This is a genomic window from Algibacter sp. R77976 (genome assembly GCF_044594645.1).
In the GTDB taxonomy this organism is placed as follows: Bacteria; Bacteroidota; Bacteroidia; order Flavobacteriales; family Flavobacteriaceae; genus Algibacter_B.
The window spans coordinates 1165309-1183476 of the sequence record NZ_CP138989.1 but is presented as its reverse complement, the minus strand read 5'-3'; the positions used below and the strand labels follow the sequence as shown (position 1 = coordinate 1183476).

Sequence of the window (18168 nt, the reverse complement as noted above, 5' to 3'; positions counted from 1 at the left end):
AAACAACGTGTTTAATTCTTAAAAATAGGCTTCTGAGCCTTTAATAGATTTCAATTCAACTTTTAAATCCTGAAACATACTCATAATACTACTTAATTTCAGCTCTTCTTTACTGTATTCTTGGGTGTTAATACAGCAAGTAAACTCCCAAACCTCCAATACATCTTCAAGGTGAACATTATATGGCATATAAGCCTTATTATCAGAATGCAATTCCAACTTATTTTCTTCTTTAATTTTATTATAAACGCGCTTATAGACCAAGCCATCGTTTTTAGTAAGCACAATGTGTGTACGCCCGTTTTTAATACTTTTAATATCATCTACAAAACGGGCAACAACAAACGACCCATCTTTTACTGGAAGCATAGAATCTCCACTTATTGGAAATGCTCTATGTGTGCCAGTTGGCAAAAAAGGCAGTTTTATTTTTTGAAGTTGCTCAATATACTCAGGGTCTGCATACCCTTGAAGATAGCCTGCTGATGCTTTAGTGGGAATAATTTCTATTAAATCTTCGTCCATATCACTTACCGTAACAGGAAATAACACACGCTTATTTCCAACTTCAATAAACGAGGTGTTTTTCGCTTTGCGCAAATCATTCTTTACTAAAATATCTATCGGAATATCGAAGTAATTAGATAACTCAATCAATCGATCTATAGGTGGTTCTGAACGTCCTTCTTCATAAGAGCCAACCATAGAACGTGTCCATTTTAGCTCTTCAGCAAAACGCTCTTGCGAAAACTTTTTAAGACTTCGCAAATGCTTAATATTTGTTTGAATGCGCTTCATATTTAAAACAAGTCCTTTGAAATTTTAACATTATTTACTACAAATATAAGCAACAAAAACTACAAATAGTAGCTAATTTTGTTAATCCTATAAAAATTATGTATTTAAATTGTCACACATATTACAGCTTACGTTATGGTACTATTGCGCCAAAACAATTGCTTGCCATAGCGGCTGCTAACGGTATAAACATGCTTGCATTAACCGATATCAATAATACATCGGCGTGTTTAGATTTTGTGCGCCTTTCTGATAAATACAACATTAAACCTGTTATTGGTGTCGATTTTAGAAATGGTGCCCAACAGCAGTTTATTTTAATAGCGAAAAACAACAACGGATTTCAAAATATTAATAGTTACTTATCTCATTTTTTACATAATCAAGAGCTACAAATTCCTGAGCAACCAGAAAGCGACATTAAAGACTGTTATGTTATTTATCCGTATCAAAAAAATAAAGATTATTACTTAAAGCCAAATGAATTCTTAGGTGTGAAGCCAAAAGACCTCAACGCACTTAAGTTTTCAAAATGGAACAAACTGCAACACAAACTGGTTGTTTTAAAAACAGTTTCGTTTCAAAATAAAAAAGACTTTAACACCCATCGTTTACTTCGCGCTATAGCTAATAACAGCTTATTAAGCAAGCTTCCTAAAAGTGAAGAAGGCCAAGAAACGGATAAAATGATGTCTTATAAGGAACTGTATGAAACCTATCAAGAGTTCCCGAAAATTCTAGAAAACACAGCGGCTTTATTAAACAATTGCACTATTGAATTCGATTTTATACAAGAAACACCTAACAATCAAAAATCGTATACAAAAACAGAATATTTAGATTATAAACTACTAGAAAAACTAACTTATGACGGTTTAAAATATCGCTACAAAAACCCCGATGAAGTTATTTATAATCGCATAAAAAAAGAATTAGAAATTATTAAAGAGAAAAACTTCGTTTCTTACTTTTTAATCAATTGGAAAATTTTAAAATATGCCAGAAGCAAAGGCTATTTCTACGTTGGTCGTGGTAGCGGTGCCAATAGTATTGTTGCTTATTTACTACGTATTACAGATGTTGACCCTATAGAACTCGATTTATATTTTGAGCGTTTTATAAATCTATATCGTAAAAATCCGCCCGATTTTGATATTGATTTTTCATGGACAGACCGCGATGATATTACTAACTTTATTTTTAAAACCTTTAAGAACACAGCGCTCTTAGCGGTTTATAACACCTTTAAATTTAAAGCTTCAGTTCGTGAGTTAGGTAAGGTTTTCGGCTTGCCTAAATCTGAAATGGATGTACTTACTAGAGGTCGATACAACCTTAACAATTTAGATAATTTATCGCAACTTGTTTTAAAATATAGCGAGTACATTCAAGGGTTTCCAAACTATTTAGGCATTCACGCTAGTGGTATTATTATTTCAGAAAAACCAATTCATCATTATACAGCAACATTTTTACCGCCTAAAAACTATGCCACCACACAATTTGATATGGTGGTTGCAGAAGATATTGGGCTTTATAAATTCGATATTTTAAGTCAACGAGGGCTAGGGAAAATTAAAGATACGGTAGCCATAGTAAAGCAGAATCATCCAGAAGAAGCTCCTTTTGATATTCACGATATCAAGCGTTTTAAAGAAGATGAAAAGATTAAACACATACTCAAAAATGCCAAGGCTATTGGGTGTTTTTATGTAGAATCGCCCGCCATGCGAATGCTGCTTAAAAAATTACAGGTCGATAATTATTTGGGCTTAGTGGCTGCCAGTTCTGTTATTCGACCTGGTGTTTCAAAATCTGGAATGATGCGCGAATACATTTTACGATATCGACATCCTGAGCGCCGTAAAGACGCACACCCAGTACTTCTTGAAATTATGCCCGAAACCTATGGTGTTATGGTATATCAAGAAGATGTTATTAAAGTTGCTCATATTTTTGGCGGACTAACCTTAGGGCAAGCCGATAATTTACGTCGAGGAATGTCGGGTAAATTTCGTTCTAGAGAAGAGTTCTTAAAAGTGAAACAACACTTTTTTGATAATTGTAAAAAAAGCAATAAACCCGAGAAACTAACTGCCGAAATATGGCGACAAATTGAAAGTTTTGCAGGGTATGCCTTTGCCAAAGGACACTCTGCCTCTTACGCCGTAGAAAGTTACCAAAGCCTATTTTTAAAGGCCTACTATCCTTTAGAATATATGGTAGCGACTATCAATAATTTTGGTGGGTTTTACAGCACCGAACTTTATGTACACGAAGCCAGAATGCATAAAGGTATTATTGAAGCACCTTCTATTAACCACAGTTTTAGCGAAGCTATTATTAAAGGGGATATCATTTATTTAGGCTTTATGTTTTTACATGCTCTAGAAGCTAAAACCATAAAAAACAGCTTGAAAGAGCGACAAAAAAACGGCCTGTTTCAAAGCTTAGATGATTTTATTGAACGTGTTCCTATTTCCATAGAGCAAATCTGTATCCTCATAAAAATTAACGCCTTCCGTTTTACGGAAATTAATAAACGTGAATTACTCTGGGAAGCGCATCTTAAAATAAGTAAAACAGTATTTGAAGAGCATATTATGACCTTATTTAAAACCGAAAAAATAAACTATAAAACACCTAAACTTTCAAGTACCGATTTAGAAAATGCTTTTGATGAAATGGAACTATTAGGATTCCCTTTATGCAACCCGTATCATTTATTGCAAATACCTACATCAAACACCATGCGAGCAGAACATTTAATCCGTTTTCAAAATAAAATTATAACTATTGAAGGCTATTTAGTGACAACAAAATACACTACAACCTCCAATGGAAAACGCATGTATTTTGGAACATTTTTAGATTATGATGGCGATTTTATTGATACCGTGCACTTTCCGCCTGTAGCGGCAAAATATCCTTTTAGAGGAAAAGGGATTTACACCATTACAGGTAAAATTATGGTAGAGTTTGACTGTGTAAATATTGAGGTTTTAAACATGGAGCGCGCCGCCATTATTGAAGACCCGCGTTATGCTGTAAACTCATCAAACGCCACATTTCAAAACAAAAAAAGTTTTGCCGATAACAAAGCAAGGCTCCTACCCTCTATGCCTTCAAAAGCATTAAAACAAAACCCAAAAACTATACAATAACCACTACGTTTAATTTTTATGAGTTACAACCGATCGATAGTACACATGGATTTAGATACCTTTTTCGTATCATGCGAACGCTTGCTCGATAGCCGCCTTAATGGCAAACCCGTACTTATTGGTGGCACTTCAGATAGAGGTGTTGTAGCAGCCTGCAGCTACGAAGCCAGAGTATTTGGTGTGCATTCTGCAATGCCTATGCGTTTGGCAAAACAACTATGTCCAGAGGCTATTATACTTCGTGGAAATTCTGGAATTTACACGAAGTTTTCAAAAAATGTAACCGATGTTATTAAAGAAAGTGTACCGCTTTACGAGAAAACATCTATTGACGAATTTTATATTGATTTAACGGGTATGGACAAGTTTTTTGGCTGCCACAAACTGGCTTCCGAATTACGCCAACGCATTATAAAAGAAACAGGGTTACCCATTTCCTTTGGCTTATCGCTTAACAAAACGGTTTCTAAAATAGCCACAGGCGAAGCTAAGCCTAATAACGAAATACGCATTCTTTCAGGTACAGAAAAACCATTTTTAGCACCGCTTTCGGTAAAAAAAATACCTATGGTTGGCAACGTTACCTACAAAGCCTTATGCGATTTGGGTGTGAAAAAAATACAAACCGTACAAGACATGCCTATGGAATTGATGCACCGCGTACTAGGAAAAAACGGTTTAAGTATTTGGAAAAAGGCAAATGGCATTGACAACAGCCCTGTTGTGCAGTACCATGAACGCAAGTCTATTTCAACAGAACGCACATTTAATAAAGACACCACCGATGTTGCAAAGCTAAAAGGCATCATTATAGCCATGGCAGAAAATCTAGCCTACCAATTACGGCGTGGCAACAGGCTTACCGCTTGTATTACCTTTAAAATTCGATATTCCGATTTTCAAACCTACACCCAACAACAACGCATTCCGTATAGCGCTATGGATCATAGTATTATTCCGGTAGTTTTAGATTTATATAGAAAGCTTTACAATAGGCGTTTACTAGTAAGACTCATTGGTGTAAAGTTTAGTCATTTAGTTGAAGGCGGACATCAAATTAATTTATTTGAAGACAACGAAAAACAACTTCATTTAAGTGAAGCCATAGATAAAATGCGAGAACGCTATGGCGATAGAGCGGTTATAAATGCGGCTGGTATGGAAGCGAAAAGTATTAGTAGATGGAATCCTTTTACAGGTGAACCACCTCCACTTTTAGCTAATAGACGACGGTAAATATCTTGAAATTTAAAAAAGCTGTTCCTTCTTTATAATAGTATTTCCAATACGCTTATAGGTAACTTTCTTCCCGTTGGCACAAAGGTGATAAACGGCTTTAGCTTTATGTTCAGAAACGGATAATAAAAATACGTCTTCTACTGTGCAATTATAATCTTTAGCCACTTTCTGTTTTACGTAGCTCATAGTTGCTCGGCCTCTTTTTAATTGGGCTTGTATTTTTTGATCTAATTTAGGTTCAGTAAAGTCTTCGGTTAAATTACAAGTAGTGCTTTCTTTTGGTTTTACAATACTAGCAACAGAAGTACTATCTGCAGCAATATATTCCCAAGTAAAATCGGCTTTTAACAAAACACGTTTACCATCTTCTGTATTTACAATGTGGTTATTTTGCGCAAAACCAGTTAAAGAAACAAGACATAATAAAAGAAGTAGATATGTTTTCATAGCAAAAATTGTAGCGTTTAAATGTTCATCAAAAATACAATATTAATCCTCAACATACTCTAAAATATCAGCAGGCTGACAATCTAAAGCCTTACAAATAGCCTCTAGAGTTGAAAATCTAACCGCCTTAGCTTTTCCAGATTTCAAAATAGAAAGGTTTGCTGTTGTTATACCAATAATTTCAGCAAGTTCTTTACTTTTCATGTTCCGTTTGGTTAACATGATGTCTAGATTTACAACTATTGGCATAATTATATAGTTAAATCGTTTTCTTGTTTTAGAAAAATACCTCCTTGAATGATATCTGAAGCATAACGCAGACCTACCCCTATAATTAAAACAAAAAAATCATTCCCAAAAAACATATCGAAAAAATTACCCTTCAACCTAATTAAAGGAATTATTAAATTTATTATTGTTCCACAAAAACCAGAAATCATAAAAAACAACCCTCCTTTTCTTAATAAAGAAGAAATCATAGTGTTATAGACTCCCTTTCTAACAATATGATTTAATGCTCGCTGTGTAAAGAAGACACCAATCAAAAAGATAAAACTGAAAAATAAATCTATAAAAAATTTATAATGACCAAATAAGGTGTTTTCAAATACTCTTTTAAGAGCTTCATCATTCATTACTTTAATTGCACCTATAATATGCTGCATAAACCACATTAAGTTTAATAATAATAAAATTATAACAAGATAATTTAGTATTCTTATTTTTCTCATAATCATATAGTTAAATCGTTTTCTTGTTTTAATAACATACCTTCTTTAAAAATTTCTGCCATTATAAATGATAATAAAACAAAAATTAGTGGTGTAATGGAAATATAAGTTCCGCTAAAACCTCCCAACTTAAAATCCATAGAATTATAACTAGTTAATAGGAAATATATAAAAATATATTTACCGATATTTCTAAAAGATCTGATAGTCTCTTCTCTAAAAGTCTTAACCTCCTTTACAGAAGTCATTACTTTTTGAAATTCTTTAAATGAAACAAACAATACAAGTAATATGGCAGAATATTTGAAATAATTAAAATATAGAGATTCAGCCTTTATGTCTCCTAATATATAAACATCTTTGTCTGCACTTTTAGGATCTATTTTCCACGTTCTTGAAAATGAGTAATTATAATTTTTGTAATTACTTTTATGAACTTCTTTTTCTTTATAAAAATCACAATCTACCTGTATGTGAATAAAAAGAGCAGTTACACCTATAAAAGCCATAACAAGCAACAACCTAAAAATTTTACAAATTACAATAGCTATGTTTAAAAGTACATTCTTAGTCATTTTGAAATTAATTATTGTTTAACGATAACAAAATTATAAATAATTATTGTAAAACAATAATTTTTATTGAAAAAATTATTTAATTCTAAAATCATATTAACTATATTTACTCGACTTTAAATAAAATATGGCAGAAACCTTTACCACAGTTGCAAAATTTCAATATTCAAGTGAAGCACAAATAATAAAAGGCCGCTTAGAGGCAGAAGGTATTCAAGTCTTTCTAGCAGATAATTTAACAATTGATACCGATCCTTTAGTAAGTAACGCCATAGGAGGAGTAAAACTTAAAGTGCTATCTGAAGATACTTTAAAGGCAAAACGCATTTTACAAAGTATAGCAAAATACTCAACAGATGATGAGGGTAAACCTATTGAGTGTCCCAATTGTAATAAAACTCAAGTAGAACTTTTTTCCACCATTACTAACTTAAAATCGTTTGTAGCTTTTTTATTTGGCTTCCTCTCTGGCACATTACCTTTTTATACAAAAGACAAGTACCGATGCAACAGTTGTAAAACCGAGTTTGATATTGAAAAATAATAAGCGGTTATTAAATCACAGCATCATAAGCTATTTTTAGTTTTTTAATGACTACTTCAAGCTCTTCTTCATTTAAATGTCCAAAACCAAAACGGATAGCACATGTATTCCTGTCTTGATAAAGTATTGTTTTAGGAAGATACAAATCGTTGTTTTCAGCTTCTTCTGCTAACTTAACTAACGAAATTTCAGTATTAAACTCTAACCACAATGCAAGTCCGCCAGATGGCATTTCCCATGTTATAAGGTCTTGAAAACATGTTGCTAAACAATTAAGTAAGTAATCACGTCTTTGCTTATAAACTACGATGTTCTTTTTCATAAGACGGTATATTTCACCTTCAGAAATCAATTCAGAAAGCATCTGTTCTTGTAAAATATCACCTTGTTTGTCTAATAATTGTAAATAATTTTTTGCTTCAGAAATTAAATTCTCTGGAGCTACTACAAATCCTGTTTGAAAACTTGGGAATAAGGATTGACCAAGTTTACCTAAATAGATAACCATACCATTAGCATCGGCACTTGCCATAGGTAACATGGCAGAACCTTCAAACTGAAAATCGTAATCATAATCATCTTCAATAATAGCAAACTGATAGGCTTTTGCTAATTCCAATAATTTTAGACGTCGCTCTGCACTTAGCGTTACTGTGGTTGGATATTGCCTATGCGCACAAACATAAACACAACGAATACTACCTTTTAGAAAATGCGTTTTAATATAATCAACATCCAACCCATTTTCATCAATAGGAATTGTTTTAATATTAGCTCCAGCTTGCTGAAAAATCATATTAGATGCATAGTTACTCAAGTGCCCTACCAAAACAACATCATGCTGCTTTATTAAAAGTTGAGAAACAATGTATAAACTCATTTCTGTACTTCTTGTACTTATAAGGTTATTTGGTTTAATATGAAATCCTCTTGTCGCGTTTAAATAATTACAAAGTTGTGTTTCATAAATTGAATAAGACGATTGAGCTGTTTGTTCCCATTTTTTTATCAAAGATTTTCGCTTCATAACCGCACTATACCATCTTGAAAATTGATGTATAGGATGCAATCTTAAATCGGGGCTGCCATCATTAATGCTATAACTCGTTTTTGTGACTTGCAATGTAGAAGCCAAATTAAATGATGGTTGAAAAGGGAAACCCGTGGTTTTAGAATATTGATAAACCTGATCTATTTGTTGCGCAGTTGCCTTTATTGGTGCTGTAGTTTGCTCTGGCATTAAAACAAAAGTACCTTTATTAGGGATTATTTCCACCCAACCTTGTGAAGCTAACTCATCGTAAACAGCTACAACCGTATTTCTATGAATTTTTAATATTTGACTTAAAACACGCGTTCCTGGCAATACTGAACCTTTTGAAATATAGCCACGCTGAATGGCATTTATAATTTGCTGTGCTATTTGAATATATATAGGTTGTGAACCTGATTTATCAAATTGTATTAATTGTTTTAAAAGTTGACCAACCGGACTATTCATTGTTTTTAAACTGGACTATTCTACTCGTCCGGAAAGTTACGACTTTTGCAGCGTTTTAAACAAATCATTTTATGAAGACAAAATTCGCTTTAATCGCTTTAACATTTTCCGCTTTAATAGGACATACGCAAGAAGTAGATACTATAAAAACAGATTCATTACAGGAAGTAATTATTAACTCAACCAGAATAGATTTACCTTTTAAGGAAAATTCAAGAACTATTGATATCATAACTTCCGCAGATATAAAAAATAGTGCTTCTACAAATGTTGCCGATTTATTACAACAATTTGCTGGAGTAGACATTAGACGTCGCGGAACTGCTGGTAGTCAAGCAGATTTATATATTCGCGGTGGTAGTTTCGACCAAACATTACTTCTAATTGATGGTATTAAAATGGACGATGCTCAAACGGGTCACCATACCATGAATGCCGCATTACCTATAGAGGTTATAGAGCGTATTGAAATTATTAAAGGACCTGCGGCTCGTGTTTTTGGGCAAAATGCTTTTACAGGAGCCATTAATATAGTAACGAAAAAAGATTTAACTAATTCCGTTTCAGTTAAAACAGAAACAGGATCGTTTGGGCAATTAAATGCTGGCGTTACCGTTGGTGCAGACCTCGTTAACTCTTCACACATTGTACATGTAGATAAAATGACCTCGGCAGGTTACCGCCATAATACCGATTATGATAACAGTAATTATTTTGTAAAAAGTGTGTTTAACAAAAACAAAAAAGCGATTGAAATGATTGCTACTTTTCAAGAGCGAAAGTTTGGTGCAAACGGGTTTTATGCAAGAGAAAGCGCTACAGAGCAATATGAAGAAACACAAAACAGTTTAATTGGATTCACCACAACATTTAATACAGAAAAACTAACCCTTAAACCTCGCGTATATTGGAAACGAAACCAAGATGAATATGTATATTTAAGAAACGACCCTACGGTTTACCGCAATTTACATATTACTAACAAAATTGGTGCTGAGTTAAATGGAAGTTACAAATCTAAAGCCGGCGTTACTGGTTTTGGAATCGATTTCTCTAAAGTTTACATGACTAGTAACAACTTAGGAAACCGCAACCGTTTTATGACAACCTTGTTTTTAGAACATGCCTTTAAACTAGCCAATCAAAAAGTAGACATTACACCGGGTGTTGCGGTAACTTATTTTTCAGATTTCGATTTTTATGCCTTCCCTGGAATAGATATAGGTTTAAAACTAACAGATAATCTAAAAGCTTACGGAAACATTGGCTATACCTACAGAATACCAACGTATACCGATTTGTATTATAACGATTCAAGTACAGTAGGAAATCCAGATTTAGAGGTTGAAGAGGCCTTTTCTCAAGAAATTGGAATTAAATATTTTTCGCCTAAATTTTCAGGATCTGTAGCATTGTACAATAGAAATGCCCAAAACTTGATTGATTTTATCCGTTCTAACACCACCGAAGCAATTTATACAGCAACAAACATCACAGAGGTTAACACCAAAGGTTTTGAGGTTGATGCAGCATATCATTTTCAATTAAATGAATTAAACCAAACACTAGCCATTGGATATAACTTTTTAGACGATAACATTTTAGACCAAAACAAAGATTTATCGCGTTACTCATTAAACACCCTTAAACATCATTTCACCACACGTTTAAGCACGCAATTCTGTAAAAATGTAACTCATAATATTATTTACAAACATGCCGAACGTACAACAGGAGATAGCTATAATGTTTGGGATGCCTCTTTAGCTATAACGGCTAAGCAATTCAAATTTACACTTACAGCAGCAAACATTTTTAATGCCGATTATATAGAAGCTGGTTTTGTACCAATGCCACCTAGTAATGTGCTTTTCGGGCTAAACTATAGCTTTAATTAACCGTTCAAGTCTTTAAAACCACACATTACTAATAATTTTGGCGTTACCACACCCTTCGTCTGCGCTCAGGGCAGGCGGTCGGGCTTAAAGCCTGTCTTGAGCGCAGTCGAAAGGTTGCAAGCCCTCGCACCTCCTGCGTCGGGCTGTGGGCTTTTATTCATACAAATCTATTTTAATTTAAAGAATTCATGAACATAAATGTTTCACTACTATCCCTAACGCGGGTTCCAGTAAACTTAAAGCTATTACTAAAAGTTTCATATCATTTAGCACCATCAAATAACACCTAAAAGGTTTGCTCAAGTAAACGTTCAAAATAGAAATAAGACTGTAATACCAAATAAATTAGCTAACGTTTTCTTAACTTTACGCTTCTAAATTAATTACACTTTGTCGTTAAACCTACAGGACATTCCGCGAGTAAAAACGATTACCAAAGCGGATTTTTTAAAACACTATTTTAAACCACAAAAACCTGTGGTTATTGAGTCTTATATAGAAGATTGGCCTGCATTCACAAAATGGAATTTAGAATATATGAAAACTGTTGGCGGCAATTTAACTGTGCCACTTTATGATGACAGACCTGTAGATTACAAAGATGGTTTTAATGAGCCACATGCTAAAATGAAACTTAGCGAATATGTAGATTTATTAAAACGTGAACCTACTAAATACCGTATTTTTTTATGGAATGCCTTAAAAGAAATTCCTGCGTTACAAAAAGATTTTTCATTTCCTGATTTTGGTTTACGACTCATGAAAGGCATTCCCATGCTATTTTTTGGCGGACGTGATTCGCACACCTTTATGCATTACGATATTGATCTCGCAAATATTTTTCATTTCCATTTTGAAGGCAAAAAGCAATGTATTCTGTTTGATCAAAAACAAAATGATTTTTTATATAAAATTCCGCATTCATTAATTACTCGAGAAGATATCGATTTTAATAACCCCGATTTTAAAAAATGGCCCATGCTTAAAAAAGCTAAGGGTTATAAAACCGAACTTAATCATGGTGAAGTACTATATATGCCAGAAGGCTACTGGCACTATATGCGGTATGTAACACCGGGGTTTTCAATGAGTTTAAGAGCCATTGCTAGAAACCCAAAAAACTTTAGCAAAGCTATTTATAATGTTATTATTATGCGAAGTTTCGATAATATTATGAGGCGTATAAAAGGCCAGAAATGGATTGATTGGAAAAATGAACAAGCCATTATTAGAACACATAAGCATTTGTAAATAAACCTTTGATATTAAAAAACTTGTAATATCTTTGCCGTCTTAAATTTAAACCTCAAATCATATAATTCGTACAACTTAAAAACAAATAAAGCAAAATGAAAAATTTATTTTTACTATTAGCTATCCTTAGTATTACCGCAGTAAAGGCTCAAGCATATAAAGGAGCAGGAGACAACAAATTTCAAGTAGGTGTTAATTTTCAAGACAATGGTTCTGGTATTAACATAAGCTACGATTACGGAATTGGAGAAAACATTTCTATTGGGATAACTTCTACGTACCTTTTAGGTGTAGATGACGCTTTACAAAACAACGCAGATGAAGATTTAGATGCAAACTTTGATAATCGTTTTGATGTTAGAGCACGTTTTAATGCTAACTTAGGTAACGTTATTAATATTGATGAAAATTTCGATCTTTATCCTGGTTTAAGTCTTGGGCTTAAAAACTTTGGTGGCCACTTAGGGGCGCGTTACTTTTTTACCGATGGTTTTGGTCTTTACACAGAATTAAATGTACCATTTGCTAAATATAAATCTGAAGATTTAACACCTGCTGAAACATTACACAATCAATTTACTGTAAACTTTGGGGCAACTTTTAACCTTTAAGTCAACATTTGAAATAATACTTTAAAAAGGGGTTAAGTTGTTTACTTACCCCCTTTTTTATGGGTTTACCCGAAAACTTCCTTTGCTTTTTCGTACACCAAATGAGTTTCCCAGCCTCTATATAGCAGATAATCGATTAATTTCTTTCTTTTTTTATACTTATCATTTCCTGTAATAGAATTCGCCTTTTTTTCGGCTAAACTATTGAAAACCTCGACATACTCCGTGTTTTCTATTTCTGCAAGTGCTTGATTTATATTAACTTTGCTAATGTCTTTTTTCTTTAATTCAAAAGTTAATCGACGTTTGCCCCAAGACTTTATTCTAAGTTTACCGCTTACATAGGTTTTGGCAAAACGTGCTTCGTTAAGAAAGTTATGTTCTAAAAGGTGGACTATTATTACATCGATAGCCTCGGGTATCATGTGTAAAGATTCTAACTTTTGTCTTACTTCTTTATGGCAACGTTCTTGATACGCACAATAGTGCTCTAGTTTTCTAGTAGCTTCTTGTACAGTATATGTTTTTCTTGTTTGCATAAGCATCAAAAATAACAATGTTAAATAAACAATTTGAATAAAATTTTATAAAAACCAAATCTTTGATTTTTTAACCCTAACGATTATGAAAAAGATTATTTTATTATTAGTATTGCTTTTAGCTTTTGATTTTGGTTATGGGCAGATGTCTGATTTAATTATTTCTGAATATGGAGAAGGAAGTAGTTTTAATAAATACATAGAAATTTTTAATGGAACTGGTGCTGATATTGATTTGGCTGATTATGAGATTTGGAGAATAGTTAATGGAAATCCTACTTGGCCAGAAAACACTTTCAGTTTATCAGGAATTTTAACAAGTGGATCTGTTTATATCATTGCACACCCTTCTAGCGACCCAGTAATTTTAGCAGCGGCTAATATAACTACTGGAATTGCCATCTGGAATGGTGATGACGCTACTGGAATAGCAAAAGATGATGGCACAGGAACTTTCATATTAATAGATGCCATAGGTACTAATGGTGCCGATCCTGGAACAGGATGGGATGTTGCAGGAACAACAAATGCTACTGCAAATCATACTTTAGTAAGGAAAGTTAATATATGTGACCCTAATACAAATTGGTCAACTTCTGCAGGAACGACTGTTGCTGATAGTGAATGGGTAGTTTTAGCAAATGATGATTGGTCTGATCTAGGAACACATATAACTAGTTGTTGTATATCAAGCACCACTTATACCGGAACATGGTCAAATGGATTACCTAATGATTTATCAAAAAGTGTCATTATTAGTAGTGATTACAATACCACTAGTGGCGATATAATAGGATGTAGTTTAACTGTAGATTCTGGAGCAACACTTACCATAGGCAATGGCTCTTTTGCAGAAATTGAAAACGATGTAATCGTTGATGGTACTGTAGTTGTAGAAACTCAAGGTAATTTTGTTCAAAATGATAATACATCCTCATTTACAGTTAACGCTGGAGGCTTGGCCAGAGTTAACAAAACAACTGCTACCAAATCGGCTTGGTATTATTACACCTATTGGAGTTCACCTGTTACTGGCGAAACTACTAGTAACGTATTTCCAGATGTAGATGGTGATAGACGCTTTTGGTATAATGCAGCAAATTTTGTAGATAACAATGGAGATGATATTGATGATAATGGTGACGATTGGCAATATGCGTTAGCTTCAGATGGTACTGATAACATGCTTCCTGGAGTTGGTTTTGCCGTTACAGAAGCTAAACTTTTTTCTGCTTTTGCTCCAGCAACTGGAAGTGCAACATTTGAAGGCCCTTTTAATACTGGTAATATAGATACTAATATTGCACTTAATGCTACAAATCTTGGAAATAATTGGAATTTAATTGGAAATCCATACCCTTCAGCAATAGACTTTATTGCATTCCAATCAGCTAATTCTAGTGTGATTGATGGTGCCGCATATTTTTGGACACAATCTCTACCACCTGACGGAGCTAACCCTGGAAATGAGGGTTTAAATTTCAATCAAAATGACTATGCAACTTTTACCGTAGGAACTGGAGGTGCAGCTGGAGCTAATGGAATTACTCCAACCCAATTTATTCCTTCTGGCCAAGGTTTTTTTATTGCTGGCTTAGCTAATGGTAATGTAACTTTCACAAACGCTATGAGAATGGCAGACGGAACAAGTAATACTCAATTCTTTAAAAACACAAACTCTAAAAAGAATTCAAGTTATATTTCTAACAAGTTATGGCTTAATTTAACCTCAGACAATGGTGTATTTAATCAGATATTAGTTGGATATGTAAATGGTGCTACAAATTTAAACGACGGTATGTCATATGACGCTAAAAGATTATTAGGCGGTGATTTTTCAGCAGCTCTTTATTCAACAATTACAGATTCAAATGAGAAATTTGCTGTTCAAGGTAAAGCTATTAATAGTCTAACCGAAGATGAAATTATAAATCTTGGGTTTGCAACTAATATTGAAGCAGAGACTTTATACAACTTTTCAATTGCACAATTACAAGGCGATTTTTTAACAAACAATACTGTTTACCTAAAAGATAATTTACTTAACGAATTACATATTTTATCTGATTCTGACTATACCTTTACATCTGAAGTTGGTGAATTTAACGACCGTTTTGAAATTCGATTTAGCTCGAAAGTTTTATCTACTGAAAGTTTTGAAACAAATTCTAATACTTTGAAAATTATTGAACTAGAAGATAACAATGTGCAATTTACAGCTTCAAAACATATAAAAACTGTTAGAATATTTGATTTAATGGGAAGACAATTATATCAATTTGAAGGTAAAAATACTACTGAAACTTATAACTTATCGAATTTAAGTAGTAGCATTTATATTGCTAAAGTGACCTTTTTGAATGGCGCTACTACTACTAAAAAAGCAATTAAAAAATAATCAAAACTTATTAAATTTAAACAAAAGCTCTAGTTAAAAACTAGAGCTTTTGTTTTTTATAAGCTATACTTTAAGGATAAAATAAAGTTTCTTCCTGCTGCTGCAATCCCTGAAGAATAGGTTTTATAACGCCGGTCTGTAATATTCTCTAAACTGGTTGTTATAGAAATAGCTTTGTTTATTTGATACTGCGCTCTAAAATTAAGCGTATACCATGATGGGCTGTAGGGATTGCCATTAGCATCTAAAGCATATATATAATCCTTTTCAGTTTCAGAGGGCGCTAATTGATAAAAAGACAAATCCCCATTATAATTAGCAAAAAAATCTAATTTCAAATCATATGAAGTCCAAACTAAATGTGTATTCCCAAAATTTGGAGCAACATGTCTTATTGGCACTTCAATAGATTCTTCCTCTTCTGTACCACCAATTATAGAGTATTGAGAGGTTAAATCTAACTGATTTGTAATCGGCATTTTTAAACCAACTTCAAAACCATAAATCCATGCTTTTGATGCATTCTGTATGGCTTGTATATTACTTAATTCGCCATCATACATAATTTCTGTTTCACCATTTAAACTGTAATCCCGCCTAACTAAAGCATTATCTAAATAGGTGTAATATGTACTCATATCTAAAATTAGTTTGTCATTAAAGTTTAGTTTCAGTCCTACTTCTCCTCCATAAGCATATTCAGGTCTTAAATCATTATTAGGAACAACAACAGAACCTGGTTCAGAATCAAACACCTTACCAATATCATCAATATTTGGAGCTCTAAATGCTGATGACAGATTAAATTTCCATTGTAAAATTGGGTTTGGGGTCCAACTTACACCCGCAGTTCCTGTTAACGCTTCAGATTCATTTTTAGTAGCATCAAAAGGTAAATTTAAATACACGTTATTTTCAGTAAAATCAGCTTCTGAAACCACATAGTTAAAGCGCAAACCTGATTGGAATACAAACTTAGGATTTGGCTTATATTTAATACTAGAATATACTGCTGCAGATTGCCAACTTGCTCCGTTAGGATATCTTGAAACAGTTGCCGTTTTAGTATTATTAGAGATGTCTTCCTCTAAACCAACGGATCTTACTTTATTGTACACATACTCGGTACCGTAGAAAAATTGTGTTTTAGGTGAAAACCTTTTCTCTAAATCTAAATTGAATGAATACGCATCAACAGCTTCTTCTCGAATATCTCTAAGAGTTGAGTTTAAATCTCTATCAATCCTGCTTTCCTGAAAATTTTGATATGCAAAAGTGGCTTTAATTTTATTGTACAAATTAGATTTACTACTCAATTTGGTAATCTGTAAATTGGACATAAACCATTGTTGTGGTCCATAATTCCATTCGGCAGAACGTAATGTATCATCTCTATACCTAATTAAGCGGTCGTAACGTGGAATATCGGATGTTGTTGTATAGTATAACCCTAAATCAAAACTTAGGTCTTGATAAGGCTCGTAATGCGCTTTCTGCATTAAGTTTAATTGATTGTACCCCGAATATTTTTGAACTTTAGGATTGTTGTTTTGAATAACCTCATCGCCGGTGGATGTTACTATGGCAAACTCAGGTCTTAAATAATCTTCTTGCCCATGACTTCCCATTCTTAAATCATCAAAATCTGTATAACTAGCACTTGTTACAAAGCCCCATTTTTTATAGCCTAAATTAAAATCGAAATGCCCTGTTCTTTCATTACTTGCCGTAGCATATCTTACAACAGCATTGGCTTTAAACATTAAAGAATCTGTATAAGATAATTTTGGCTTTTGGGTATAAAAACTCATCACACCACCAATGGCATCACTTCCATATATTACAGACCCAGAACCTAAAGTTACTTCTGTGTTTTGAACAGAAAAAGGATCGATTGAAATAACGTTTTGCAGATTACCGCCTCTAAAAATAGCGTTATTCATTCTTACACCATCAACCGTAATTAATAATCTATTAGTCGAAAACCCTCTAATTATTGGACTTCCTCCACCTAATTGACTTTTTTGTATATAAACTTTACCCGTATTTTCTAATAAATCTGCACTAGTTTGAGGGTTTATAAATTGAATATTCTTTGCATCTACACTTACTATTTTTTGAGGAATATCTTTTTTGTTTTGCTGAAATTTTGATGCAGAAATTACAATTTGCTCTAAACCCTGTGTATTAGAAGCCAAATACACTTTGTTCGATTTACCAATTTGGGGTTTTATTAAGGATTTTAAAACGTGCGATAAATGTTTAAAGTAAATCGTTTCAGTATCTGAAAATTTATCTAATTCAGCTTCGCCTCTAAAATTAGTAATGACGCTTTTAGATTTATCAGCATTGTAAATAGCTACACCAAAAATAGGCTCTTTAGTGATCTTATTTAAAACTTTAATGTTTTGAGCTTGAGCGCAAATAAAAACAAGAAAAAAGAAAAAAGTTAAATAAAAAGACTTCATG

15 protein-coding genes are annotated in these 18168 nt (G+C 33.2%); 7 read left to right on the top strand and 8 right to left on the bottom strand.

Features of this window, described 5'->3' with window-relative positions; genetic code table 11:
• Positions 1-18: 18 nt before the first annotated feature.
• On the bottom strand, positions 19-798 hold the full coding sequence (locus SJY43_RS05135) for an XRE family transcriptional regulator (protein WP_396602774.1): 780 nt from the start codon (positions 796-798) through the stop codon (positions 19-21).
• Positions 799-896: 98 nt separating this feature from the next.
• Here SJY43_RS05135 and SJY43_RS05130 point away from each other — a divergent pair, with 98 nt between their 5' ends.
• Positions 897-3962 carry a DNA polymerase III subunit alpha gene (locus tag SJY43_RS05130; protein WP_396602773.1) on the top strand — a complete coding sequence of 1022 codons (3066 nt, stop codon included), beginning with the start codon at positions 897-899 and terminating at the stop codon, positions 3960-3962.
• A gap of 18 nt (positions 3963-3980) precedes the next feature.
• Entirely contained in the window at positions 3981-5198 is a 1218-nt protein-coding gene (gene dinB, locus SJY43_RS05125; RefSeq protein WP_396602772.1) for a DNA polymerase IV, read from the top strand.
• Positions 5199-5210: 12 nt separating this feature from the next.
• On the opposite strand, the gene SJY43_RS05120 is transcribed toward dinB, so the two are convergent.
• From SJY43_RS05120 to SJY43_RS05105, 4 genes are all read right to left on the bottom strand, one after another.
• Positions 5211-5648, bottom strand: a complete 438-nt coding sequence (locus tag SJY43_RS05120; RefSeq protein ID WP_396602771.1) for a DUF3157 family protein — start codon at positions 5646-5648, stop codon at positions 5211-5213.
• 42 nt (positions 5649-5690) lie between these two features.
• Positions 5691-5897: a helix-turn-helix domain-containing protein gene (locus SJY43_RS05115; RefSeq protein WP_396602770.1), complete on the bottom strand. Its 207-nt coding sequence runs from the start codon at positions 5895-5897 to the stop codon at positions 5691-5693.
• 2 nt (positions 5898-5899) lie between these two features.
• Positions 5900-6313, bottom strand: coding sequence for a hypothetical protein (locus tag SJY43_RS05110; RefSeq protein ID WP_396602769.1), 414 nt, complete (start codon positions 6311-6313; stop codon positions 5900-5902).
• 68 nt (positions 6314-6381) lie between these two features.
• Positions 6382-6954, bottom strand: coding sequence for a DUF2975 domain-containing protein (locus SJY43_RS05105; RefSeq protein WP_396602768.1), 573 nt, complete (start codon positions 6952-6954; stop codon positions 6382-6384).
• A 127-nt stretch (positions 6955-7081) separates the two neighbouring features.
• Between SJY43_RS05105 and SJY43_RS05100 the strand changes: the two genes are divergently transcribed.
• On the top strand, positions 7082-7498 hold the full coding sequence (locus SJY43_RS05100; RefSeq protein WP_396602767.1) for a DUF2007 domain-containing protein: 417 nt from the start codon (positions 7082-7084) through the stop codon (positions 7496-7498).
• Between the two features lie 10 nt (positions 7499-7508).
• On the opposite strand, the gene SJY43_RS05095 is transcribed toward SJY43_RS05100, so the two are convergent.
• A complete protein-coding gene (locus tag SJY43_RS05095; RefSeq protein ID WP_396602766.1) occupies positions 7509-8999 on the bottom strand; it encodes a PLP-dependent aminotransferase family protein in 1491 nt (496 codons plus the stop codon).
• Positions 9000-9070: 71 nt separating this feature from the next.
• On the opposite strand from SJY43_RS05095, the gene SJY43_RS05090 reads away from it, so the two are divergent.
• The 3 genes from SJY43_RS05090 to SJY43_RS05080 all read left to right on the top strand — a co-directional run bounded on the left by SJY43_RS05090 (position 9071) and on the right by SJY43_RS05080 (position 12762).
• A complete protein-coding gene (locus SJY43_RS05090) occupies positions 9071-10897 on the top strand; it encodes a TonB-dependent receptor plug domain-containing protein (RefSeq protein WP_396602765.1) in 1827 nt (608 codons plus the stop codon).
• 390 nt (positions 10898-11287) lie between these two features.
• Positions 11288-12148, top strand: a complete 861-nt coding sequence (locus tag SJY43_RS05085; protein ID WP_396602764.1) for a cupin-like domain-containing protein — start codon at positions 11288-11290, stop codon at positions 12146-12148.
• Between the two features lie 98 nt (positions 12149-12246).
• The gene (locus SJY43_RS05080) at positions 12247-12762 is read left to right on the top strand and encodes a DUF6646 family protein (RefSeq protein WP_396602763.1); all 516 of its coding nucleotides are present in this window, start codon (positions 12247-12249) and stop codon (positions 12760-12762) included.
• 65 nt (positions 12763-12827) lie between these two features.
• Here the strand turns inward: SJY43_RS05080 and SJY43_RS05075 are convergent, their stop codons facing one another.
• Entirely contained in the window at positions 12828-13301 is a 474-nt protein-coding gene (locus SJY43_RS05075) for a regulatory protein RecX (protein ID WP_396602762.1), read from the bottom strand.
• 85 nt (positions 13302-13386) lie between these two features.
• Here SJY43_RS05075 and SJY43_RS05070 point away from each other — a divergent pair, with 85 nt between their 5' ends.
• Positions 13387-15699 carry a lamin tail domain-containing protein gene (locus SJY43_RS05070; RefSeq protein WP_396602761.1) on the top strand — a complete coding sequence of 771 codons (2313 nt, stop codon included), beginning with the start codon at positions 13387-13389 and terminating at the stop codon, positions 15697-15699.
• A gap of 56 nt (positions 15700-15755) precedes the next feature.
• Here SJY43_RS05070 and SJY43_RS05065 read toward each other — a convergent pair whose 3' ends face one another.
• Positions 15756-18167 carry a TonB-dependent receptor domain-containing protein gene (locus SJY43_RS05065; protein ID WP_396602760.1) on the bottom strand — a complete coding sequence of 804 codons (2412 nt, stop codon included), beginning with the start codon at positions 18165-18167 and terminating at the stop codon, positions 15756-15758.
• Position 18168 lies beyond the last annotated feature (1 nt).